Origin of the sequence: Microlunatus panaciterrae, from assembly GCF_016907535.1 — a bacterium.
In the GTDB taxonomy this organism is placed as follows: domain Bacteria; phylum Actinomycetota; class Actinomycetes; order Propionibacteriales; family Propionibacteriaceae; genus Microlunatus; species Microlunatus panaciterrae.
The window spans coordinates 3,800,228-3,822,722 of record NZ_JAFBCF010000001.1; the positions used below are offsets into that span (position 1 = coordinate 3,800,228).

Consider the following 22,495-nt stretch of genomic DNA (forward strand, 5'->3'; position numbering starts at 1 on the left):
CCGTCACTTGAACCGGTAGGTGGCGAGCGCATTGCCTGCCATGATCTTGCTCTGCAGCTCGGCCGAGAGCCCTCGTGGCATGGACTCGACCGGCTCGTCGAAGTGCGCGTGGGGGTAGTCGGTCGAGAACATCAGCATCTCGTCGCAGAGCAGCTGGTCGATGACGTCAACCAGGAACTCCGGTGTTTCGGGGTCGTCCAGTGGCTGGATGGTCATCCGGACGTGGTCGCGGATCACCTCCGATGGTGGGCGGCTCACCCAGGGGACTTCACGCCGCAGACCCTTCCAGTCCTTATCGAACCGCCACATCAGCGGCGGCAGCCAGGCGAAGCCGCCCTCGATCGTGGCCACCTTCAACTCAGGGAACTCGACGAAAACACCCTCGGCGACGAGGCTGAGCAACTGGGCCTGGAAGGCCAGCGGCACGTCGACGTAGTCCTCGATGAAGTAGGTCGGCCAGCCCACCGGGGTGAGGGGGTTGCCGCTGATCCCACCCGCCTGGATCCCGACGACCAGCCCTGCCGCCTGCGCAGCCCGATAGATGGGCCAGAAACCTCGCCGGCCCAGTGGTTCACGGGAGCGCGAGGGCACTGTCACCTGGACGAACTCGCTGAATTGGGAGGCCCACTCCACCTCGGCGGCGGCCATGTGCGGGTTCTGCAGCGGGAGAACCGCCGATCCGCGAAGCCGGGAGTCCTGCTGCAGCCACTCCTCGAGCTGCCACCGGTTGATCGCCCGGGCCAGTGCCGCAGCCAGGTCGTCGTTGTGCACCGAGTCGACGCCGTAAGTGCAGTTCAGGACGGCGTACTGCAGCTTCCAGGGGTCGAGGAGCTGGCTGCGGAGCAGGTCGAGGTTGGAACCGGCCGGCCCCTTTTCCGGCCGTGACCCCTCTAGATAAAGGTTAGGTACGTTGGCGGGGTAGAGGTCGGACGCCAACCCACCCATCCCTGACTCGACGATGTAGTCGCGCCAGCGCAGCTCGAGGTAGGGGAACAGCGTGGAGAGGCTGTCTAGGTTGAGGTGCACGTCGGTGTCCACCAGCGGCGCACCGTCCCACTCGGCAGGGCGGGCGTAGTTACGCAGTGCGAGTGTGTCCATGGCTGCTTCTCACTTTCGTCGCTATCACGAGCCACGCCGGCTCGTGTCGTTCTGGGGTTCGGTGTGCTGAGAAGGGTGTACCGGCCGGGCCGCGTTGCGCTGTCACAGGTCGAGCACCAGCCTCGGGGTCAACGAACGGGAGACACAGATCATCATCGTGTCGTTCGACGCCCGCTCGTCCTCGTCCAGGATCGAATCGCGGTGATCTGGCAGCCCGCCGAGCACCGTGGTCTGGCAGGTCCCGCACGTACCCTCCTCGCAGTTGGACAGGACGTAGATTCCCGCTTGGTCGACCACCTCGAGGATGGACATGTCCGGCGGCACCATCAGGACGGCATCGCTGTCGACCAGCTCGATCTCGAACGGTCCGTTCAGGACCGGGCCGGTGGCGGGACGTGGCGCGAACCGCTCGACGTGCAGCGTGCCCGGTGGCCAGTGGCGGCTCTTGGCCTCCACCGCGGCGATCAGCGGCTCCGGTCCGCAGCAATAGATCAGGGTGTCCGGCTCTGGGCGCCCCAGCAGACCGTCCAGATCGATCAGCCCGCACCGGTCCTGGGGCCACTCCAGCACCCGATCCGGGTCGGCGCTCCGGAGCTCCGTTCGGTAGGCCATCGACGCCTCCGTCCGCCCCCCGTAGACCAGCCGCCAGTCGGCACCTGCCGCCCGAGCTAGCGCGATCATCGGGATGATCGGGGTGATGCCGATGCCTCCGGCGATGAAGAGGTAACGCGGCGACGGCTGCAGCTCGAAGTGGTTACGCGGGCCCGTGGCCAGCAGGACGTCACCGACCTGCACCCGCTCGCACAGGGCAGCCGAACCTCCGCGGCTCTGTGGCTCGCGGAGCACCGCGATCCGCCAGCGGCCCCGGTCGTCGGTCGATCCACACAGTGAGTACTGGCGGACCAGGTCAGGGCCCAGCTGGAGGTCGATGTGGCTGCCCGCCTGCCAACTGGGCAGGGGTCCTCCCTCGACGTTCTCCAGGACGAGCTCGGTGATTCCTGCGGCGACAGAGCGCAACGACGTCACCGTCAGCGGCGTGGTGCACTCTCCATGCATGACTGCTCCCGGACGTCAGAGGTTGACGATGACGTAGTCGCGGTCGACCTCGACCTGATACGTCTCACTCGCATAGGGGCCAGGCTCGTACCCAGCGGCCGTCAACTCGGGGTTGCGGGCCAGACTCTCGCCCGACTCGACCGCAGTCGGGTAGGCGCGGACCTTCGTCTTCGCCGGATCGAACCAGGACTGGCCAGTCGCGATCTCGAACTCCCAGCCGTGCCAGGGGCAGCGGATGATTTCCCCGCGCATGATGTAGTCATACGTGCCGGGGCTGTCGGAGCGCACCAGGCCCGAGGTCACACCTTCGCACATCGGCCCCCCGGCGTGCGGGCACTGGTTGCGGATCGCGTAGTACTTCCCCTTGACGTTGAACACGCCCACTGAGCGCTGGGCGATCTGGACCACCTTCCGCTGGCCCGGTGGGATCTCGTCCACGGTGGCCACCACATACTTGGTCAAGGTTTGTCTCCTCTTCTCCGGACGGTCTTGCTGACCGCCTTCATCTGTGTCCTCGCCTCGCTCGGCGCGAGTTCCTCGGTATAGACGACTCCATCGGCGCCGGCCGCCTGTGCCAACTCGACGTCAGCAGGACTGCCAACGTGGACATAGGTCCACGGCGGACCTCCCCGGCCCTCCTGCGGCTCGGCCGGGCTCAAGCCCGCAACGGTGGCGCCGAGTGCGTCGGAGGCGAAAGCGTCGGCGGTGCGAGCCGTGAGGCCCAGCACGGGCCGTGTGACCGGATTCCGCCGGACCGTGGCGTGGCACAGGAAGTCGGTGAAGCGCGACCGCTCCACGAGCGGGTCCAGAGCGCGGCGGAGCGGCGACGACGCATACTGCTCCGAGAGCAGCCAGCCCACCGACACCTGCGGGGCCACCGCCTTCACCGTGCCGAACAGCTGCTGCTGCAGGCCGAGGTAGCCCTGCATCCACAACTGTTCCCAAGCAGCAATCTCGGGGAAGCGCAGCAGGATCCGGAACACCACCACGGCCGGGTTCTCCCCACCGGCCACTGCCGCGGCCGTCGGCCCGGCGGGGTCGAGCAGCTGGCGGTAGCCCTCGCGGGCCCGATCGACGTCGATGCCCTGCCGGTCGGCCTGGGCCTGGCAGAACGGGCAGAAACACGAGGGCGTGCAGTGCCGAGCTGGGTCGCCGACGGCCACAGCACTCAGGAAGTGGGTGAGTGGGGTGGCGCGGTCCAGCGCGAAGCAGATGCCGGCTACGGGGTAGTTCTTGACCTGGTCCTCGGCGATGCTCAGCCACAGGTTGCGGTAGTCGGGGTTGCGGAAGCAGGGGTCATCGCCGCGGCGACCGAACACGTCGACCTCGAGCACGTTGACCCAGCCGGGGACCCGTCGGGCCTGGTCGGGGCCGGTCGTCTCGCTGAGGGCCGAATAGACCGCCATCTCGCGCACTGCCGCCTCTCGCAGCCACTGTTGCAGGGCGTCACCGCGGCCCACGGGTGGGCCGAGCAGTGTGTTCGCGTAGTAACGCGAGTGTGGGGTGGCGGCATAGCCGACCGTCGACCAAGTGGTGACGAACACCGTGTCGACCCCGCCGTCCTCCCGCCAACGGTCGAGGGTCGCTCCCAGCCCACCCTTGCCGATCTCGACGCGCGGGGCGTGGATGCCAACCAGCGTCCGCGGCATCACTGTCCTCCTCCCGGCGCGATCAGGCCGTCCCGCGCGGCCCGGTCGATGGCGGCCCCGACGGCGCACAAGTTCTCCAGCCGCATCTCGTCGTACTCGCGGGACACCAGGAGACCAGCGGCACCCGCCTCGAACGCGCGATAGACGGCCTGGGACACCCCCTCGGGCGTGCTGCGAATCGGGTTGCCGTTGGTCGGCACGTCGAACCCCACCCCCGCGTACACCGGGGTGCTCCCACCCAAGCTGTGGACACAGCGGCGGACCTCGCGCCAGACATAGTTGGCCGACATGCCGCTGGTCGGCAGGTCCTGATAGGACGCCTCCCGGTCAGGGTCGTAGCCGAGCACCTCGAATAACAGGGTGCGCACCGCCGGCGGCGTCAGGTCGGAGAAGACCGTTCGGGCCAGCTGGTCGCAGACGATCTGAATTCGGACCCCGGCGATGTCGTGGTAGACGACGGGCTTGACCCAGTCGGAATACGTCGCCATCCGCGCGTAGTCCATCTCGGCCTGATAGAAGGGATCGAAGGTGACTCCGTGCCAAACGTGCCAGCCGACCCGGGCGGCCGGCTGCACGGCCTTGATCGTCCCGTACATCTCCTGGGCGCCGGAGTCCATCGCCTCGTGCCACAGCTGCTCCCAGGCGAAGACTTCGGGATACCGCAGCAGCAGCCGGACCAGCGACACGAAGGCCCCGTCCGCGGGTCGGTCGCCGCGGGCACACCGTTCGCAGAGCTCGTGTACAGCCCGAAAGCCCTGCATGGCCCGGTCGACCGAGATGCCGCGGGTGACCGCTAGCGTCTGGCAATGCTCGCAAAAGCAGCCAGGCGCCTTGAGGTTGAGGAACATTTGCGAGAGCGGCCCGCTGCGCTCCGCACCGTACTTGAAGCCCGCTAGTTGGTGGGTGGCGAAAACGTCGGTGACGGTGGCGGTCATCCAGCTTCGGTAGTCGGGGTTGTTCCAGCAGGGGACGTCCCCCCGACGTCCGTACACGTCGACCACCAGAATCTGAGGCCAGTTGATGATGGCCCGGGCGAGGAACTCCTCGTGTCCCTCAAGCATCCGCCCGAACACGGCCACACCCCGTTCCCGAGCAGGCTCGGCCAGCTCGTCGAAGATGTCGCGATCGGCGTAGACGGTGCCAGAGTTGTCGGCGTGCCGCAGCACGGTCGCCCGGTAGTACTCCTCGTGCGCCGGCACCCAGCGGTAGCCGAGTTCCCGGTCCTTGTTTCCGACGCCCTGACCGTGGTCAACCAGGCCTTCCGCGGGACGGTTCTTCATGAAGTTCTGATAGGCGTGGCTGTAGACGAACACGGCATTGACATGTGCTGTCTCCTGCAGGGTGTCTAGCACATGCTCCACACCCTCATCGAAGACGCTGTGCGAACCCAGCTGCACGCCGACGAACGGCTCTGCCGACTGGTCCGCCATGGCTACTTGATCCCCGTCATCGCGATGCCGCGAGTGAAGTACTTCTGCGCGAACACGAAGACCACGACCGTCGGGATGATGGCCAGCGTCGCGCCGGCCATCAATGGGCCGTACTGCGTGCTATCGGAGGTCTGAAAGAAGGCAAGACCGACGGGGACGGTGAACTTGTCGAGATCGTTGAGGTAGATCAGCGGACCGAAGAAGTCGTTCCACACGTTGACGAAGGTGAGCACGCCCAGTGTGGCGAGGGCCGGTTTCGACAGGGGCAGGATGATGCTGGCGAAGATGCGGAAGTGGCTGGCCCCGTCGACGAGGGCCGCCTCGTCGTACTCCTTCGGGATGGACATGAAGAACTGCCGCAGCAGGAACGTGCCGAAGGTGTTCGCGACGATGGGCGGGATGATGAGCGGGAAGTGTGTGTTGATCAGGCCGAGCTTGACGTAGGCCGAATACAGCGGCAGCACCATCAGCATGTCGGGGATCATCAGGGAGCCGAGCAATAGGGCGAAGGCGAAGTCGCGACCCCGGAACTCCAACCTGGCAAAGCCGTAGGCGCCCAGGGCGCAGACGAAGAGCCGACCGATGATGACGAGAATCGTGATGTAGGCGCTGTTGCCGAAGAACCGGACGAACGGCAGGATCCCGTTGTTGAACAGATAGGCGTAGTTCTCCAGGGTGAAGGGCTGCGGTATCAGCCGCGGGGTCAAGCTGATCACGTCCTCGGGCAGCTTGAACGAGCTCGACACCATCCAGATGAAGGGTCCGATAGCGATCGCTGCCATCACGACGCAGCCGAGGTAGGTGGCGGTGGATGCCGCAATCTTGCTTGGGCGCCTGCGGAGGGTGTCCTCCTGCGAGCCGGCGGGATCTGCTGCTTCCGACCCGTCGTGCTCGGTCCTCGCGATGGTCCCTTGAGCTGTCACTGGTAGAACACCCATCTCTTGGAGAGCCGGTTCTGGATCATCGTGATCAGCACCAGCATGGCCAGAAGGACGACAGCCATCGCCGAGGCGTACCCCATCTTGCGCAGTGTGAAGGCCTCGTACCAGAGGTGGTAGATGTAAACGTAGGTACCGTCTCCCGGTCCACCGCTGGTCATGACGAGGATGAGGGCGAAGACCTGGAACGAGCCGATCGTCTGCAGGATGGTGAGCAGGAAGATCGTGGGAGTGAGGAACGGGACCGTCACGTGCAGGAACCGAGCGAGTGGGCCCGCGCCGTCGAGTGTGGCCGCCTCGACGAGCGACTCGGGTACGCTCTGCAATCCAGCCAGGATGACGATCATGTTGAAGCCCATGTTGGCCCAGATGGCCGTGATGATGACGGCTGCCATCGCCCATGACCGCTCGCCCAACCAGTGTGGACCGGTGACGCCCAGTTGCCCGAGCACCCCGTTGATCACGCCGTACTGGTCACTAAACACCCACCGGCCCACGATGCCCACGGCCACGAGCGACGTCACGTACGGGAGGAAGATCAGCGCCCGGAAGACGGCCATTCCACGAAGCCGGTTGTTCACGAGGACCGCCAGTCCGATGCCCACAATGATGCCGATGGGCACGTAGCCGGCGGTGTAGATGATGGTGTTCACCAGGCTGCGCGAGAAGAGCGGATCGGCCCCGCTGAACATCTCCCGGTAGTTGTCCAGCCCGATGAAGCTCGGAGCGGTCAGGCCGTTCCAGTCCGCGAAGCTTGCCACCAGGGTGGGAATGATGGGAATCACGTTGAACAGCAGGGTGCCCAGCACGACCGGGCCGATGAACATCCACCCTCGGAGGTTTCGCCGCGACTTGCCGCGACGTGGGCGCGGACCAGGACTGGCCGACGATGCCACCTCGCCCTGCATGCCCTCAGCGATCACTTGAGCACTTTCGTGTCCGGATCGGTGAGCGATCCCCCCTTTTCCAGCAGCGTCTTTCCCTGGCTGACGTCCCAATTGCGCTTCTTGATCTCCGCGTTCACCGCAGCCCGACCGATCTTGATGTAGTCGGCAGTCGACAGCTTGCCGCTCATCAAACCGTTAGCGTTCACACCCTCCACAAACGAGTCCGCCAGCGCTGTGCCGATCGGGCCGCGCGGGAACGGGATGTCGACCGAACGGTCCTTGACGTTGCCCAGCGTCTCCGCCCAGACGCTCGGCGTGGTGGGGTAGGGATGGTCGGTGAAAGCCGAACCCTTGGCGACCTCGGTCAGGGCCGGCACGGCGAACTGAGCTTTGGCCATGACCTCGGAGGCGGCCTTACCGCTGAGTGCCTTCAGGGCGAGGAAGGCGGCCTGCGGATCCTTGGCCGTCTTGGGGATAACCCAGGTGCGGGCATAGTTCTTGGTCATCGCGAACAGCGGCGTCTTGGGCCAAGGCATAATGTCCCATTCGACGCTCTTGCTGATCTTCGCTCCCAGATCCATCCCCTGCCAGGTCATGGCCAGCTTCCCCGCATTGAACAGCGGCAGGAAGTCCACATCCACCGTGGGGGCGTAGCCCTCACGGATGTAGGAAACCTGCTTATCGATCGCCTCCAGGGTCTCGGGCTTCGAGTAGCCGCACTCGGTCTGCTCGGCATTGAGCGCGACGTCGCCGGCACCGTAGGCCGTGGCCTGGATCGTGTTTACCGCGAACTGCACACCGTAGACATCGGTCCGGTTGCCGGACTTCTTGGTGAGCTTCTTGACCGCGGCGTCGAACTCGTCCCAGCTCCACGCCTCGCTCCACGACGTCGGCGCGGTGAGGCCCGCGTCATTGAACAGCTTCTTGTTGTAGTAAAGAACGTTGGCGCTCATAGCCGGGGTGACGGAGAATTGGTATCCCTCGACGGCAACCTTGGTGGCGAAGCTCGGACTGTACTTTGAGAGGTCGAAGCCCAGGCTCGGGTCGAGCATCATCTTGTCCAGCTGCAGGATCTTCCCGCTTGTCGCTAGGTCGTAGACCCGGTCATCGTCGATCCGCTGGATGTCCGACGTCGTGCCGGAGGCGAACTGCAGCATGACGCTGGCCCAGTCGTCGCCGGGAGCCGGCTTCCAGACGATCTTGATCTTCTGCTCGTCCAGGCTCTCCTTCTGCGCGGCCGCGATCATGTCCTTGAACATCTTCTGTGCGGTCGTGTCGCCGATAGAGCTGAACGTCACCTCAGTAAAACCCTTGGGCGTCTGAGCGGAGGAGCTCGAACCGCAGGCGGACAATCCGCCGCCGAGGACGCCGGCGGCGATTCCTAGACCGCCCTGCAAAAGTCGTCGGCGCGGAAAGTGCAAACCAGACGTCATGCTGATGGCTCCTTTGGCTCTTGATGTCGCGGGGGGACCTGGCGAAGGTTCAACGACGGTTCACGCCGGCTGACCAGCGCTTCTCTGTCCCAATCCCTCATCGGGGCCTCTGGCCGCCTCTTTGTCTTCAATAGTCTTCGCCGCCAGGACCGCCCTGTCAAGCAATTTTGGAAATTGAGTTCCGATGGGCGAAAACGGTGAGGGTGACCGTCGATCTGGAGGCAGGAAGGTGGATGCGCAGGTGACGCCGCGTGCCCACATGGTGCGTGACGCGGTGGACCACCGACGTCCACGGGCACCGGGCCATCGCCGCCGGAAGGAAGCTGCGGACGCTGTAAGAGGACGCACCGTGACCCGGGCGGCTGCACCGTCTCGGCCTGTCGCAGCACCGGTTCCTCGACCGGTGCGGGATCCCAACCGCAGACGGGGCCACATCACCGCCCGCTGGCCCGGCCACATGCCCACCTGACCGGACGAAGGTGGGGCGGATCGCCGATGGCGGCGGCTGGCAGGGCCACGGCCGCGCCTCCAGCCAACACCGGCAGCAAACCGCGCCAAGAACGGCGGCGTCCGGCGCGGCTACGTCCACCTGCACTCGATCGTTGTCGACTTCTCCCGGCACGCCTACACCGAACCCTGCCCGACGAGAAGGAAACCAAAGCCGCGGCGCTCCTGGGCCCCGGGTGAAGGTCTCGTTCGCCGTCCACGGCATCACCCACCTTCACCGGATCGTGACCGACAGCGGCACCCGCTACCGTTCCGGACATCACCGAATGGGAAGGTCGCGATGGCATGGTGCTACACCTTCTCCCTCGTGGCCGACGTGTTCTCCCAGCGCATCCTCGGCTGGGCCGTCGCAGCGACCATGATCGACCGGCTGGTCCAGGGCCACCCAATCGGCGAACGACTGATTCACCACGGCGACGACGGATCATGATCTTCGTCAATGAGGTCGGGGAGTCTCTGGCACACAACGGAATCCTGACCTCAATCGGCTCCGCCGAGCGGCCCGATCCCGTGACTGATCGCGGGCATCCAGAGAGATGGGATGTCAACCCCACCGTTGATCTGACACTTCTCTCGCGGTGGGGGAGTGGCGTGCTGATGCGATCCTTGACACACTTTCGTTAGCTTTCTCAGGAGGGGACTGGCCATGGTGCAGCAGCAAGCTCATTGGTTCGATTCGGCAGGTCTGGGAGTGTTCCTCCACTGGGACGCGGCCAGCCAGGCCGGGTGGGAGATCTCTTGGCCCATGGTCGGTGGCGTGTTCTCGTTGCCCAATGGTCAGCAGGTCGGCGCCGAGGAGTACCACGCGCTGAGCAGGACGTTCTCCCCAGAGAGATGGGACGCCCGTGCAGTTGCTCGGCTGCTGGTGGAGTGGGGGGCAGGGTATGCGGTGTTGACGGCTAAGCATCACAACGGCTTCGCCCTTTTCGACACGCGACTGTCCGACCATTCCATCATGCAGGCGCCATACGGCCGTGACATCGTTCGGGAGTTCGTCGAGGCACTCCGCGCCGAGGGTCTCCGTGTCGGGCTCTACTTCTCCTTGTCCGACTGGCACCACCCTGACTATCCAGCCTGGCGGGACGACATGCGGCCCTACGTTTTGGGTGAATCACCGCCCCGTCCTGATCCCGAGGCCTGGCGCCGCTACCGGACCTTTATGCACGGTCAAGTCCGCGAGCTGTTGTCAAACTACGGCCAGATCGACCTGCTGTGGTTCGACGGTCAGTGGGAGCGGACGCCGGAGGAGTGGGATGTGGATGGCCTCAATGCCATAATTCGCCAGTTACAGCCGAACATCCTGGTGAACGATCGCCTGCCCCTTCACGGCGACTATGCAACCCCCGAACAGTTCGTCCCGAGCGTGCCGTTGGACGGACGATGGGAGACGTGCATGACCATGAATGAGTCCTGGGGCTATAACCCCACCGATACCGACTACAAGTCCGTTGCCGAGATCCTGAGAACCCTGGTCGAAACCCGGTCGCGCGGGGGCAACCTGCTGCTCAATCTCAGCCCGACGGGGGACGGTTCGCTGCCCAGTGAACAAGTGGAGCGAATGACGGCGGTCGCTGAGTGGATGTCCAGCAACGGGGAGTCAGTCCGTGACGTCAGGCCGGGGCTGCAGCCGTGGCAGTTCTATGGTCCCTCAACGCAGTCGGGCTCGAAGACGTACGCGTTTCTTGTGATGCATCCTGTGGACAAGGTGACGGTCCGCGGAGTGCGTACCAGCAAGGTCAGTTCAGTCACGGAACTGGCGTCTGGCCGGGAGCTGGCGTGGGGTGTTCGACTGCCTATCCTCGAGCAGCGGGTCCCCGATCCGGTCGGTGAGCTGGTGATCACCGTGCCCAAGGATGTGCTGAACCCGTACGTCACCGTCGTCGTTATCGAGGGCGACCAGGCGTGTAGTCCCCGCGATCCGCGGGACGAGAAGCGGATACTTTCGACAGATCATGGCACGTCCGCCGACGCCGGTTCAGGTGTGTAGCAGGAGATGCGTTGGCGCGTCAGGTCGATGAGCCGAATCCCTCCTCGCTCACGGTCACGCACGAGGACTTCGTCGTTGTGACTCGCAGGATTGAACTTTCAGCCAGGGGGTGGGGCATGGCAGGTATCTCGACCGTAGTGTGACGCTCAGTGTTGGCGTGGCTGCTGGCTGGCGCGATCCCGTTCGTCGGGTGTCCTGTGGGGGCCGTCGGGCGATCATGACCCTGCACGGTGGCGTGTTGATTCGCTTGGCCAGGCGCGCCGAGACGATCAGAGGCGGTAGACCGACGTCACGCTGAACCTCAGTACACGAGCCGCATGATGACCAGTCGATGCCGGCCGATGCGGAGGACGTTCACGATGAGGCCGGTGACGGCTCGGCCAGATCATCGTCGTCACCCCATCGAGAAAGCGGGCGCTGGCGACTTCGCGTTGATGCCCGCGCCGGGACTTTCGACCCTGTCCGACTGGCTGCTGTCGCAGCAGGCTGGGTTGAGAAGGGAGATCGGCGATGGTCTATCGGAAGCCACCGGTCCTCACCCGGCGTCTGGTCAATCCGCTCGTGAGCCGTCTGCATCCGCGGGGAGTGGAGACCCTCACTGTGAGGGGACGCCGGACCGGCCGCGCGCATCGAGTGCCTGTTCTCCCGGTGCAGATCGGCATTCGGCGCTACCTGGTCGCGCCGTACGGCGAGAGCGACTGGGTGCGCAACCTGCGGGCGTGCGGCGAGGGCGAGCTCACTAGTCCTCATGGTCGTGCGTCCTTTCGTGCTCATGAGGTGCCCTTAGAAGAGCGAGCGGCCGTCATCGAGGCCTACCGGCGCAAGGCGGGGCTTACCGTAGATCGTCTCTTTCGCGCGATGCCCGACCCCGGGTCGCACCCCGTATTCGTCCTCGACACCTCCAACGAGGCCCCCGCGTAGGCGTCACTGAATCATGTCCTTGCTGCGTGTGGTGGAGCATCAGCATGTGGCGCTAAAGGGCGCTCTGTGACCGTGTCTCGCAGCGCTCCGGCGACCGTCCCGATGTGCGGCGCGGGCTGTCGGTTCAACGGACTCTTAAGACTGTGCTGAGCCGCATCAGCGGCTCATCCTCCAGGTCGCTGTTACGGGGCCCAGATCCTCCTGATGATCGACTCGCATCAGGTGGATACGGCCCGATGTCCCGAATCAGACGACCTACTCCACGCATGGACGTGTCGGGCCGCTAATAGAGTCCGCATAAGAGCCAGTCACAGAGAACAGTGGCGAAAGCTGCAGTTCTCTGAGCGGCGGTCGGGGCGAAGCGCCGCTTAATGGAGAAGAGTCCGCCCGGCGATCTCGCCTTGAGATGTGCGTGAGTGGGGGAGCAGTACCTAGTTGATCTCGGGCCCATGCGTCTAGATAGGACTGTGACAGACTGGTCGAATGCCTGATGAGACTCCAGGCGTGACGCTTTCCGATGGCGTGGTCACACTGCGGCCTTGGTCGAGAGACGACGCCTGGTTCATGGCGGAAGCCCACGCGGACCCGGCAATCCAACGCTACAACGGTAGCCACGACCGACTTGGATACCCGACTCCGCAGATGACGATCAAAGACGCGGAGATCATCATCGACCAACTCGTGTTGAGTTGGCAGGCGTTCGCTGCGACTGGGACACCCTCCGTTGCGTTCGCAATCCAGGACACGGGATCTGGCGAATTGCTCGGCGCCTGCGGCGTCGACGACTGGACCGCAGAGGATGTAGCACAGTTCGGCTACTGGATCGCACCAAGTGCGAGAGGACGCGGCTACGCGACTCGTGCGGCCATCCTCCTTACGCGCTGGTTGTTCGAGCGGGGAGCAGCTCGCGTCTTCTTAACGGTCGTCGCCGGCAATCAGAGTTCAGTGGCTGTGGCTCGCCGAGCCGGGTTTGTGTATGAAGGAACGATGCGGGCCCAGAGCGTCTGGCAGGGCCAGCGCCATGACGTGATGTGGTTCGCGGCGCTGCCGCTTGAGTGGGCAATGCGCCCACCGGACGAGAACACCGCGCGCGACAAGCCCTCGCAATAGGGCGAGTCTCGGCCTGAGCCTGATGGTTGCAGGGGACGCAGGTGAGGACGTCTGGCCCGCCTGAGTACAGCCGGCCGTAGCGGCGTGGGATCACGGTCCAGCCGGTCAAGTCGGCCCCGGGCAGCCCGTCAGTGGGGCGCGAGAACTGTCAGCTGCCGGTTTGGCTGCTTGCAGGTTCATTCGCCTGCCGAGCGTTATCCCTCCCAGATACGACCGCCGCCGAGCAGTTGCCGACGGTCGCCGGTTGCCCGCTCGACGAGCTCCGCGGCCGGCCGGTACCCCTCCCACGGCTGCACCCAGCTGGGACCGTAGTTGAAGTACATGTTGGCCCGGACTCGTCCGCTCTGGTTGAGGTTGCCGGCGTGCAGGCAGGCTTCGCTGAACACGAGCAGATCACCTGCCTCGACGATCACCTCCTGCGTTCCTGGTGGCCCGGCTTGCTCGCTGTAGCTCGGCGGCTCGATCAGAGACTTGTGGCTGCCTGGGACGATGCGAGTGGGGCCGTCGCCGGGCCCGCAGTCGGTCAAGTACCAAATGCACTTGACCATGGTGCAGTGAAAGCCGGCAGCGTCGAGCGCATAACCGTAGGTGCCGATCCCACGGTGCCAGCCTTGCACCTTGTTGTTGCGAGGCGTGAGTTCGACGTCGTTGTCGATGAGGATGCCCGGCTCGCCGACAATTTCCTGCACCAGCGGAAGGCTGACCGGATGGTCGACGAGCTCGAGAAACATTGGGTCGCGGTTGATCGCCTGCACGCGGATCTGATCGAGCGGCTCACCGTCGCTGGTCCAGCGTTCGGCGGGAAGATCTTGCCGGGCAAGTCGGTAGATTCCGTCGCGGTAGCGAGCCACCTCCTCGGCTGTCAGGGCGGATCGGACGACAATAAAGCCGTTGAGATCGAACAGGAATCGCTGTTCGTCGGTCATGGCCTGGGTGAGCTCGTTAGCCGGCATGCGTGCGAAGATACCATCGGTGCGGGCGCTCGCTTTAGCGGGCAAACTCGGCTTCAGCGGTCCTGTCACTTCGAGGTTGACGTCACCAGGAAAACCGGGCCCGACGGTCGCCAACCGTGTGTCACCCCGACCGCTTCATCGATGGCAGCACCGTCCCAGCTTAGGCAGGACCTTCGTCCCTCCCGAGATGCGCATCTGGACCTGCATCCTGAGGAACACAGTTCCTCAAACAACCACCAAGCAGCCAGGAGTGATCATGAACAAGCCCACAGTCCTCTCGACGGTCGTTGTGAGGGCCACCGCCGCCCTGGTGCTGTTGGCGTCACCTGCGGCCACTGCCCAAGCTGAGCAGACCGGCCGGGACTTCGGTCACCACGTCGCCGGCTGTGCCCAGACACTGGGCATGAGTGGATCCCACAACCCCGGAATGCACCAAGGACTCTCAGACTGGGACGGGATGCCCTGCTGAGGAAGGGCTACCCCTGGCCACTCACCGGTTCGGTGCCATGAGGAACGCTCAGTGTCTGATTTGGCCAACTTCGGAGTCACCCTTGATTCCGATACTCGGACCCGCACGCACGACCCCCCGACCTGCGGTCTGCCTGGGGTCGCCCAGCAGAACGTCGCTACTGCCCTTGTCAGGGATGAAGAGCCGGTATCGCACAGGTCCGCGCTTGAGATCACCCCGGACGCTGGCTGAACCTTGCAGAGCTCTGGCTCGAGATCATGACCTCGAGCCGTCCCGGTTGCACTTTCAGCTCCCTCCGCGATTTCATCATCAGGGACCGGAAATTCATCGGCGGCTGGAAGGGCCCCAATCAACTGCCGGGCCGGGGCCTGAGGCTGGGCGCTGGGATGGTGACAGCGCGACCACGACTGTGCGTTTGCCTGCGGCACCGGTCGGAATCATGTCGACGGCGCTGACTTCGACCCGCATCGTGGTGGCGCCTGCGGCGGTCAGTGCTGCCTGGATTGCACTTCGCGTCGCCGCCCAGTCAAATCTCCCGTCCGGGGATGCGACCAACAGATGTAGGTGGTGTTGTCGTGTCGGGGCCGCCGACGAGTACCACGCGCGCCAAGACGTGCTAGGAAGCGCCCACAGGATTCGACGCTAGGACGCCTCCGTGGGTTGGGTCTCATCGACGCTGTCCACAACATTCCGGGCGGCGCAGCCGAAGGCCGTTTCACAACGGAGCTCGCGACGCTCTGGTGCTCATCGGCTGACCCGAGCCCGCATCCTGAGGTGATCGAACCCGGATCGTGAGCGCCCTCTGGGATTGGCCGCTGCGACCGCGGCCACGAGGACCCACAGCGTGGCCCCGAAGACCAGGTTGAAGATCAAATCGGGTACCCCCACCATCGCCGAGGAGCTGGCAAGCAGGGCGCTGGTGGTGATCGGTAGGTGCATCAGCATTGCCATCAGCACGCTTTGGGTACGGTCGTAGACCCAGACCATGAGCACCCGGTAGGGCAGCAGAATCGAGAAGGTCATGACGGGCAGGTAGAGCGCCAGCGGGATAGCGCCCCGGTCGGTTGCCAGGTAGATCGGTGAGTGCAGCAGGCACCATGGCAGCCCGACGAGGAGTCCAGTGGCTAGCAGTCCATGCCGCTCGCGGTGTTCATGAGTGGCGAACCCCGTCCAGCCAATCTCTTCGAAGAAGGCGGCGACAATTCCCGCCAGGAGAGCGGCCATCAGCAGGCTCGCCTTGTCCTGCGCTGTAAGGATGTCGGGAAGGAAGGCCTCTGTGGTGAGCCAGAACGGCAAGAGGATCGCCGTCTGCAGAAGGGGGGCGGTCAGTAGTGCCACGGCATACCAGCGAAGGCCCACCCGCCACCGGAACGACCGCGATCGGAGGTCGCGCAGGCCCGCCTTTCCGAGGGCGACGGCGATCACCACGATGCCGGCCAGGGCGTAGCAGACTGGACCGGCCAGGACGTTGGTCACATACATGATGGGACCCATCTCTGCCGGGGAGGTCACCTGGGCGCCACTGCCGCTGCCCAGCAGGGCAATCGGCACGGGGACGAGTGTGAGCAGAGCCAACACCAGAACGTAGAAGGTCAGCACTGTATGCCTCTGAATGAAGGCACGCACGGATCGATAAGTCCTTGTCACCATGGCTGCGAACCTGCCTTTCCCTATCCCCTTCGCGTCACCAGTGGCCGGCGTAGCCGATCCCTGCACCCGTCGGGTTCCGGATGCCGACGTTTCTTCCTGTAGGTAGCACTTTGGAGCGATCCACCTGATCATTCGTTGGGCCTCAAGGGAGGGCGACTCATCGAAGTCTGTACCGATGCTGGCGAGTTTCTTCCCGCGTTCCCAGGGGCCAAAGGTCCCAGAGCGAGAATGCCGGTGATTGTCTGGCCGCGACATCGTGCCGCGGACTGTGACTGCTCCACTTCAGACACGCTTCAACCGGGCGGAATTGCTGGACATCCGGTCTTGGCTGCAATGGCGGTGGTTCTCGATCTGGCTCTAGCGGCGAAGGTACTGAGCCGGCGGCTTGCGACATGGGCGCGCAGGGCGGCGTACACCATGATGCGCTGGTTCGCGCTGGTACCGATGTCGGTTGCCGCCTTCGGCGCTGGTTCAACGATGCCGACATCCTCAACCCATGATCGACGATAGGACTGTCCGCCGATCCGAGTGCCATGACGCGTCCAGGTCACGGTCTCGGGGCCGCGAGCGCCCGGCCCGAGGTCGCGGATCGTGACGGCCATGGTTCGCGGTTCTGCCTACGGCTGGGCGTCGATGGACCGGCCGGCGGCGCTCAGCACAACGGCCGCCCGAGCGCTGATCCATGGGTTCATCCGTCGACGGCTGACACCGCCCAGTCCACCAACGACCGCTGGCTCGGCACCATGGCTCGCGTTGCCCTGTAGTAGCGGTGCTCGGCCGGAAAGCCGCCGTCGGGGAGGCGCTTGCTCTCCAACAGCTCAAGGGCCTCGCTGCACCGATCATCCCGGACCCGACCCGCCTCAGCGACCACGACGAGCGCGAACAAGATGTCGTAGTGCCAGTAGCAGGGGTAGTGAAGTTCGACAAATGACGGGTGGATGATCGCACCGTCGCCAATGCGGCGGTACAGCCGTCGCCGCAGAAACATGGCTAGTGCCCGCTCCACCACCGCCAACGATCGCGGATCGGACCGCGTTCGGTTGTGCAGGGACAGCGCCCGGAGCGGGATGAGCGACTCGGTGAACGAGGAGCACCGGCCGCTTGCATTCCGGTCGCAGTTCCATCCGCCGTCGGGCCACTGCGCCTGACGCAGTCGCTCGACGAGTGTCTCCACGCGTTCGTCGGCCAATCCCAATGTCAGAAGGGCCCACACGGCGTTTCCTTCAATTGACCCGTGCAGGCGAGGCAGGCCGTGGATCTTGCCTAGGCTGTCGAGGTACTCGGCAGAGAACAGCCATTGAAGGGTCTGTTCGCGCAGTGGGGTCAGGCTGTCATCGCCGGCGGGGTAGCCCAACTCGGCCAGCGTGACCAGCGTCCAGTGAGCCCCGTACCACTTCGCCCGGTAAGGGTGGGCGTCGATGGTGCCGTCCGCGCGTCGCTCTGATAACAGGGTGGCGACGCGTGGCGAGGCGCGAACCAGCTCCTGGAGCCCGGCAACTTCAGCCCCTTCGGCACCCTGCACCCCGGCGCGAACCTGCAGTCGGATCGATGGTTCGTCCGATCGCAGCAACACATCCAGCAGGCCGACTGCGCGGGGACCGTCCTCTTCAGCAGATGCCGACGACATGGCCCTCCGTCGTCCTGCCAGTGTGGCCCGCATCCACTTCTGCAACTTCCGGGGACGCTGGGAATCGATCTGAACGGGCCAGGGCACTCGTCGGCCGCGGAAACCGCATCCAGCTCTGGGACGACTCCGCGGCCGAGGTACAACTGCCTTGGCTCTGACACCGAGACGCAATGGCCCACTGTAATCAGGACTTGATCGTCCATACCCGGTACCTGGCATTGAAGATCGCCTCGGAACCCCACAGGCCATTACTGCAGATCCAACCCGTGACCTTCACCGCATTGTCGCCGTCGGGCTGGTAGTCGTAGGCCATGAGACTCCTCTCGGCCTGGCGATTCATTTCCAGTGAGATCTGCGTTACGCCGGCGTGCCCCGGATCACCCTTGTCGCGGTCGATCTGCCAACCGGGCTGCAAGCGATGCTCGTTCAGGATCGTGACACAGTGGCCCCCCGAGCCCGCATCGGCATGGGCAGAGACGGTGAAGTCCTCGCTGCCCGTCACAGCCGGTGGCGGCAAGGTGACACTCACTTGATGTGCCGCCGTTGCTCGGAGTTTCCCGTCGCCCACGGTGAGGGTGACGGTGTAGGAGCCCGGGTGTGCGTAGGTGTGGGTGGCTTTTGGCTCATGCGCAGCAGGTTGTTGGTCGCCCCAGTCGATGGTGTAGGTCCGGATGGCTGTGTCGTCAGTCGAAGCCGATCCATCGGCTGTCAGAGTCTCGCCCACCGTCAGTGATGTCGCCGATACGACGAGGTGGGCCGTCGGTGGCTGGTTGGGATGGCGCAGACCCAACGCCAAGGCGATCGCCAGTCCAGTGAGAATGAGTGCCCCAGCACCAATCGCCATGATCGCCCACGGAAGGTGGTGCGCATTCCTTGGGCCGCTGTCGGCGGGGACGGTGAAGGCCACGGATTGCCCGATCACCGGCCTCTCGGTGTCGTCTTCAGCCACAACCTCGAGCACCAGCGTGTACGGTCCGGCTCCGATGTCCGTGGGGACGGCGATTCTGACATTGACGGTCGCCGTGGCGCCCATCCCCATCGGCACCTCTGCCATCGGTACCTCGGCTGTACCGACCAGGACCGACATCCAGTCATCTTTGGCGCCGTCTCGTCCCCGCGGCATCATCCGGACTCGTACTGGGCGACCGGTCAGGTTGGTCACGGTGAAAGCTGCCTCACCTCGTCGATTCGGCCCCAACAAGATTTCGGGCGCCGACGCGGTGACCGCAAATGGATCGGCCGCATTCACCGACGGGTCAGCGCCCAGGTCCTCCGGTCCCGCCGCCGTCCGAGGCACATCCCCTGGGCCAAGTTCACACCCCTTGGCGGAACCATCCATGGTGCTCTCCAACCCGCCTCATCTTCTCGGCCATCAGGCCGACTTGACCAAATCCGCCTGACAGCTGGACGAGATGAGATTGATCTTGAAGCCAGCCTCGGCACTGACATCGAAGGTGAGCACCGTTCCCTGGTCGTCTTCCGTCAGGTAGCAGCGCTTCGCGTCGGCGGTTTCGTAGACGCCTTTCTGCGGTCCCTCCACGACCTCGACGCGCACGCTCCATCGATCGAATCCGGTGAACAATCCGGTTTCGTAGTGGACCGTAAGAGGCTCACCACTCTGCCCGCCCGTCAAGCCCTCCCAAGTCTTGACCTCCGGCGGTTCGTCTCCGAACCTGTGATGCAGGGTGATGTTCGCTCGGCCGCCAAAATGATTCGTCACAGCAACCTGAGTACTCCGCTTATCGCTCATCGTTCTTCCCTCGGTTGGTGCACAACTCGCCGATACATGAGGTTACGAAGACAAAATAACCAGAAAATGAATGACTGAGGCAGAGACCTAAGTCCCTGGATATGGCGACTTCAGACCTCTCATGGCTCTTGGGGATTTGGAAAGGCTGCCGCGTGAACGGTGCTCTGACCACACGGCATGGGCCGGTCAATTCCCACCCATCCGTATCCCACCAGGGACTCCTGGAAGTGGCACCGATTGCAGGATCCTGAAGCTCAGAGCGGTTGTAGGCTGCGTCGTGCTTTGGTCAAGAGTCAAGGCCAACTCGGCGGCCTGATGAGTGGCGAGGAGATGCCTACCCCGGACGGCTAGTCCGACCCGAGCATCAACAGATCACAGCAGGTCCACCCCCGACCGGCTCACGCTGGAGAAGGATGGCTGGACGACCATCCCTTCCGCCGCAATACTCCTTGCGGGCACGAAGGCGGGACAGGTCGTGGGCACTTCGCCCGGCATTTTTCGCATTTCGCCCGGTTCGGATGGCTGCGGTTTAGGCTGTACGTGTCAGCGTGACAGGTGTCGAAACCTGCCACTGTTCGGGGGAGGCGGTCAGCACGTACTTTTGTTGCGCAGTCAGGCGCTTCAGGAGCCCATCCACATGGCAGCACAGCGTTCTGGATGCTGGGCACCGAGCGCCGATGTTCGCCCTCACCCAAGAGGTTGAGGGAGGTGGGCGATGGAGCATCCGGTAGCCAGGCACGCGGCGATTTCGGAGCGCGCCACTCGCCCTGTCGAAGCGCTGGCGGTGCGTGATCTGCGACCTCGCCATGCGCAAGCCCTGGCCGATTCGCGGCAACGGAAGGCAAAGAGTCCTGGTGGCATTTTTGCGCTGGCTGCGGCCGTGCTCCTCGTCATCATTTCGCTGGCCGTCGTCTGGCTGATCAGCCGGCCGGCGTCAACCGGTGTCTCGGCCCCGATTGCGGGCACTGCCGAAGCTCCAAGGTCGGCGACTGCGCGGACGACCTCCGACGGCGGCAACGCCTCGGGAGACCCCGTCTCGACGGGGGCAGCGTCCTTCCAGTTGACGGATCCGGTCGACTCGGCGAAGCCCTTCCAAGTCGTTCCGATTCGTGGCGTACACCTGGGTGGGACCAACACCGTTCTCCAGGTCCAGCGCATGGATCGGGGGAGGTGGGTGTCCTTCCCGGTGCCCACAGTGACCGACGAATCAGGCCACTTCGCAACCTACGTGGAGCTGGGTAAGCCCGGACGTTATTCGCTACGAGTGCTGGATCCTGCGTCGGGCGCCGCGTCACGACCGTTTGTTCTCGTGATCAAGGGCTAGCGAGGTTTGACCGTACGGTCACGAGGTCAACGAACCGTCGAAAGCCTGGCAAAGACGACGACGTTGTCCAAGTAGCGGTGCCGAGACGAATCGTAGGTTCCCCCACAGGTGATCAGTCGTAGCCCGGCATGATCGATTGGTCCGTAGACCGCCTTTGTGGGGAAGCGGGCCTTCGCGAATCGGGACACCCGGACGACGGTGAAGACGGCCGTCTTGCCATCACTCCGCCTGACACTCACGTGATCACCGCGCCGCAGACTGCCTAGTCGGTAGAACACGGCTGGAGCACGGTTCCAGGTCACGTGCCCGGCTATGATGGCCGGCCCGAGCGCACCTGGAGCGGCCCCTCCGATGAACCAGCCGGGCTGGGCCGGGTCGTGGGGTACCTCAAGTTCTCCACGCGCATCGAGACCCAAGCGGACCAGTGTGGTGCGGACACCGAGCCGCGGTATCGCGACCGACACGGGATCTGACTCGGGGAGGACCGGTCCCGTGATCCGATCACGCACGTCGGGTTGGTCCCTGTGCGTGCTGGCTCGTTCCACCGGGGGTTTCGGCCTCGTCGAGGTTGCTGACGGTGCACCCTGCCTGTCCGCCGACGCGGCGAGCGCTGGCTCAGCAGGGGACTGTCGTCCGACCGCTCCCCAGATCAACAGCACGCCGACGATGGCCAACCCGAGGGCGATGCAGGCCCTTATGAGTCGGCTGCGGTCCACGGGCGATGGCCTGAGCATCAGCCTCCGCGTGACTCCGGGGCAGCGGACTGGACCGGCCTCTCCTGAAGCATGGCAGGGCCTCCCAGATCGTGCCCTCCAGAAGAGATAGTGCCGCGGCGGTGCCGCCTAGCTGTCATCGGACCGCACCGGTGATCGGCGACGCCTTCGCCAGGGACGCGCGACAGCCGCAGATAGGAGCAAGAGCGCACCTCCGACCGCGGCAGTCGGTCCGTTCGCGCCGAGCGGCGGGGCACCGCCGGTCTCGGCTCCGTGCCGGGCCGGCTCGGCAGCACCGGCCCCAGTCACCACGCCGCAGCTTGCCGGGTCAGTTGCCTCCTCCGGTATGCCATGCAGTCCGAGGCGCTCCGCGAAAGTCGAGACTCCGAGGGCTGCCACGTCGTACTTGCCGTTGTGGTTGACGTCGATGCCGTGCTGCACGACGTGCAATGCCGACAGGTGCTCGCGCAGACCAGGGGGAATCATGGCGGCGGGGAAGGCTCGGTCGTAGTTGATTCGGCCCTTCGAGTCGGCGACCGGCATGCGTTTGACGTCGAGCCCGTCGTGCGGGGTCACGCCGCCGCTGGTCGTCAACGCGAAGAAGATGGTCCCGTACTCACCCATCGCCTCCTCGTTGGTCAGGATGCCGTCATGGTTCTTGTCGTTCATCTTCAGTGTGGGACAGCCGAAGTGCCCGCCCTCCGCGGACCCGTGAAGGTGCTGGGCGTGAGGCTGGTTCGGCACCAGACCCTGCGAATGAATGACCACCCGAAGGCCACCGTTGCTGAGTGCCGTCAGGGTCGCCGTACCAGTGGCGCCGCTGTGGTTCTGTTCCAGCAACGTACCTTTCACGGTCGTGTCAGCGGCAGCGCTCATCGGGGCGAGCATCAGTGCGACCGTGACGGCCAGCATCGCTGAGTAGCGCAACGCGGTCATCTGATCACTGCCTCACCTTGACGAGACAACGCAAAACCGTGGCGACCTCGAAGTCTG

General features: G+C 64.7%; 22 protein-coding genes. 6 read left to right on the plus strand and 16 right to left on the minus strand.

Going from position 1 to position 22,495, the window contains the following annotated elements:
- Positions 1-3 precede the first annotated feature (3 nt).
- The 8 genes from JOE57_RS17320 to JOE57_RS17355 form a co-directional block, all read right to left on the minus strand.
- Positions 4-1,098, minus strand: coding sequence for an amidohydrolase family protein (locus tag JOE57_RS17320; protein ID WP_204919852.1), 1,095 nt, complete (start codon positions 1,096-1,098; stop codon positions 4-6).
- A gap of 102 nt (positions 1,099-1,200) precedes the next feature.
- Entirely contained in the window at positions 1,201-2,154 is a 954-nt protein-coding gene (locus JOE57_RS17325) for a PDR/VanB family oxidoreductase (protein ID WP_204919854.1), read from the minus strand.
- Between the two features lie 15 nt (positions 2,155-2,169).
- Positions 2,170-2,616, minus strand: a complete 447-nt coding sequence (locus tag JOE57_RS17330; RefSeq protein WP_204919856.1) for a Rieske (2Fe-2S) protein — start codon at positions 2,614-2,616, stop codon at positions 2,170-2,172.
- Entirely contained in the window at positions 2,613-3,803 is a 1,191-nt protein-coding gene (locus JOE57_RS17335; protein WP_204919858.1) for a glycoside hydrolase family protein, read from the minus strand. Before JOE57_RS17335 ends, JOE57_RS17330 begins: the two co-directional genes overlap by 4 nt.
- Positions 3,803-5,233, minus strand: a complete 1,431-nt coding sequence (locus JOE57_RS17340) for a hypothetical protein (protein ID WP_204919860.1) — start codon at positions 5,231-5,233, stop codon at positions 3,803-3,805. The genes JOE57_RS17335 and JOE57_RS17340 overlap by 1 nt, the downstream gene beginning before the upstream one ends.
- A gap of 2 nt (positions 5,234-5,235) precedes the next feature.
- Entirely contained in the window at positions 5,236-6,171 is a 936-nt protein-coding gene (locus tag JOE57_RS17345) for a carbohydrate ABC transporter permease (RefSeq protein WP_204919862.1), read from the minus strand.
- Complete coding sequence (locus JOE57_RS17350; protein WP_204919864.1) at positions 6,153-6,998, minus strand: carbohydrate ABC transporter permease; 846 nt, start codon at positions 6,996-6,998, stop codon at positions 6,153-6,155. Before JOE57_RS17350 ends, JOE57_RS17345 begins: the two co-directional genes overlap by 19 nt.
- Before the next feature lie 92 nt (positions 6,999-7,090).
- Positions 7,091-8,479, minus strand: a complete 1,389-nt coding sequence (locus tag JOE57_RS17355) for an extracellular solute-binding protein (protein WP_204919865.1) — start codon at positions 8,477-8,479, stop codon at positions 7,091-7,093.
- A gap of 799 nt (positions 8,480-9,278) precedes the next feature.
- Here JOE57_RS17355 and JOE57_RS17360 point away from each other — a divergent pair.
- From JOE57_RS17360 to JOE57_RS17375, 4 genes are all read left to right on the plus strand, one after another.
- On the plus strand, positions 9,279-9,428 hold the full coding sequence (locus JOE57_RS17360) for a hypothetical protein (protein ID WP_204919868.1): 150 nt from the start codon (positions 9,279-9,281) through the stop codon (positions 9,426-9,428).
- 216 nt (positions 9,429-9,644) lie between these two features.
- Positions 9,645-10,985: an alpha-L-fucosidase gene (locus tag JOE57_RS17365; protein WP_204919870.1), complete on the plus strand. Its 1,341-nt coding sequence runs from the start codon at positions 9,645-9,647 to the stop codon at positions 10,983-10,985.
- A gap of 510 nt (positions 10,986-11,495) precedes the next feature.
- A complete protein-coding gene (locus tag JOE57_RS17370) occupies positions 11,496-11,906 on the plus strand; it encodes a nitroreductase/quinone reductase family protein (protein WP_204919872.1) in 411 nt (136 codons plus the stop codon).
- 504 nt (positions 11,907-12,410) lie between these two features.
- Positions 12,411-13,016 (plus strand): GNAT family N-acetyltransferase, encoded by a 606-nt coding sequence (locus JOE57_RS17375; RefSeq protein ID WP_204919874.1) that lies wholly within the window; start codon positions 12,411-12,413, stop codon positions 13,014-13,016.
- A 194-nt stretch (positions 13,017-13,210) separates the two neighbouring features.
- On the opposite strand, the gene JOE57_RS17380 is transcribed toward JOE57_RS17375, so the two are convergent.
- Entirely contained in the window at positions 13,211-13,969 is a 759-nt protein-coding gene (locus tag JOE57_RS17380; RefSeq protein ID WP_204919876.1) for a phytanoyl-CoA dioxygenase family protein, read from the minus strand.
- A 256-nt stretch (positions 13,970-14,225) separates the two neighbouring features.
- Between JOE57_RS17380 and JOE57_RS17385 the strand changes: the two genes are divergently transcribed.
- Positions 14,226-14,438 carry a hypothetical protein gene (locus tag JOE57_RS17385; RefSeq protein ID WP_204919878.1) on the plus strand — a complete coding sequence of 71 codons (213 nt, stop codon included), beginning with the start codon at positions 14,226-14,228 and terminating at the stop codon, positions 14,436-14,438.
- Between the two features lie 744 nt (positions 14,439-15,182).
- Here the strand turns inward: JOE57_RS17385 and JOE57_RS19265 are convergent.
- From JOE57_RS19265 to JOE57_RS17410, 5 genes are all read right to left on the minus strand, one after another.
- Positions 15,183-15,989, minus strand: a complete 807-nt coding sequence (locus JOE57_RS19265) for a CPBP family glutamic-type intramembrane protease (protein ID WP_204919880.1) — start codon at positions 15,987-15,989, stop codon at positions 15,183-15,185.
- Positions 15,990-16,381: 392 nt separating this feature from the next.
- Positions 16,382-16,690, minus strand: a complete 309-nt coding sequence (locus JOE57_RS17395) for a hypothetical protein (RefSeq protein WP_204919882.1) — start codon at positions 16,688-16,690, stop codon at positions 16,382-16,384.
- An 86-nt stretch (positions 16,691-16,776) separates the two neighbouring features.
- Positions 16,777-17,715: a hypothetical protein gene (locus JOE57_RS17400; RefSeq protein ID WP_204919884.1), complete on the minus strand. Its 939-nt coding sequence runs from the start codon at positions 17,713-17,715 to the stop codon at positions 16,777-16,779.
- A gap of 184 nt (positions 17,716-17,899) precedes the next feature.
- Entirely contained in the window at positions 17,900-18,802 is a 903-nt protein-coding gene (locus JOE57_RS17405) for a PKD domain-containing protein (RefSeq protein ID WP_204919886.1), read from the minus strand.
- Between the two features lie 285 nt (positions 18,803-19,087).
- The gene (locus tag JOE57_RS17410) at positions 19,088-19,465 is read right to left on the minus strand and encodes a hypothetical protein (protein WP_204919888.1); all 378 of its coding nucleotides are present in this window, start codon (positions 19,463-19,465) and stop codon (positions 19,088-19,090) included.
- A gap of 715 nt (positions 19,466-20,180) precedes the next feature.
- Here JOE57_RS17410 and JOE57_RS17415 point away from each other — a divergent pair.
- A complete protein-coding gene (locus JOE57_RS17415; protein WP_204919890.1) occupies positions 20,181-20,789 on the plus strand; it encodes a hypothetical protein in 609 nt (202 codons plus the stop codon).
- Between the two features lie 26 nt (positions 20,790-20,815).
- Here the strand turns inward: JOE57_RS17415 and JOE57_RS19365 are convergent, their stop codons facing one another.
- Positions 20,816-21,523 carry a class F sortase gene (locus JOE57_RS19365; RefSeq protein WP_420827691.1) on the minus strand — a complete coding sequence of 236 codons (708 nt, stop codon included), beginning with the start codon at positions 21,521-21,523 and terminating at the stop codon, positions 20,816-20,818.
- 108 nt (positions 21,524-21,631) lie between these two features.
- The gene (locus JOE57_RS17425; RefSeq protein WP_204919893.1) at positions 21,632-22,438 is read right to left on the minus strand and encodes a hypothetical protein; all 807 of its coding nucleotides are present in this window, start codon (positions 22,436-22,438) and stop codon (positions 21,632-21,634) included.
- Between the last annotated feature and the right edge of the window lie 57 nt (positions 22,439-22,495).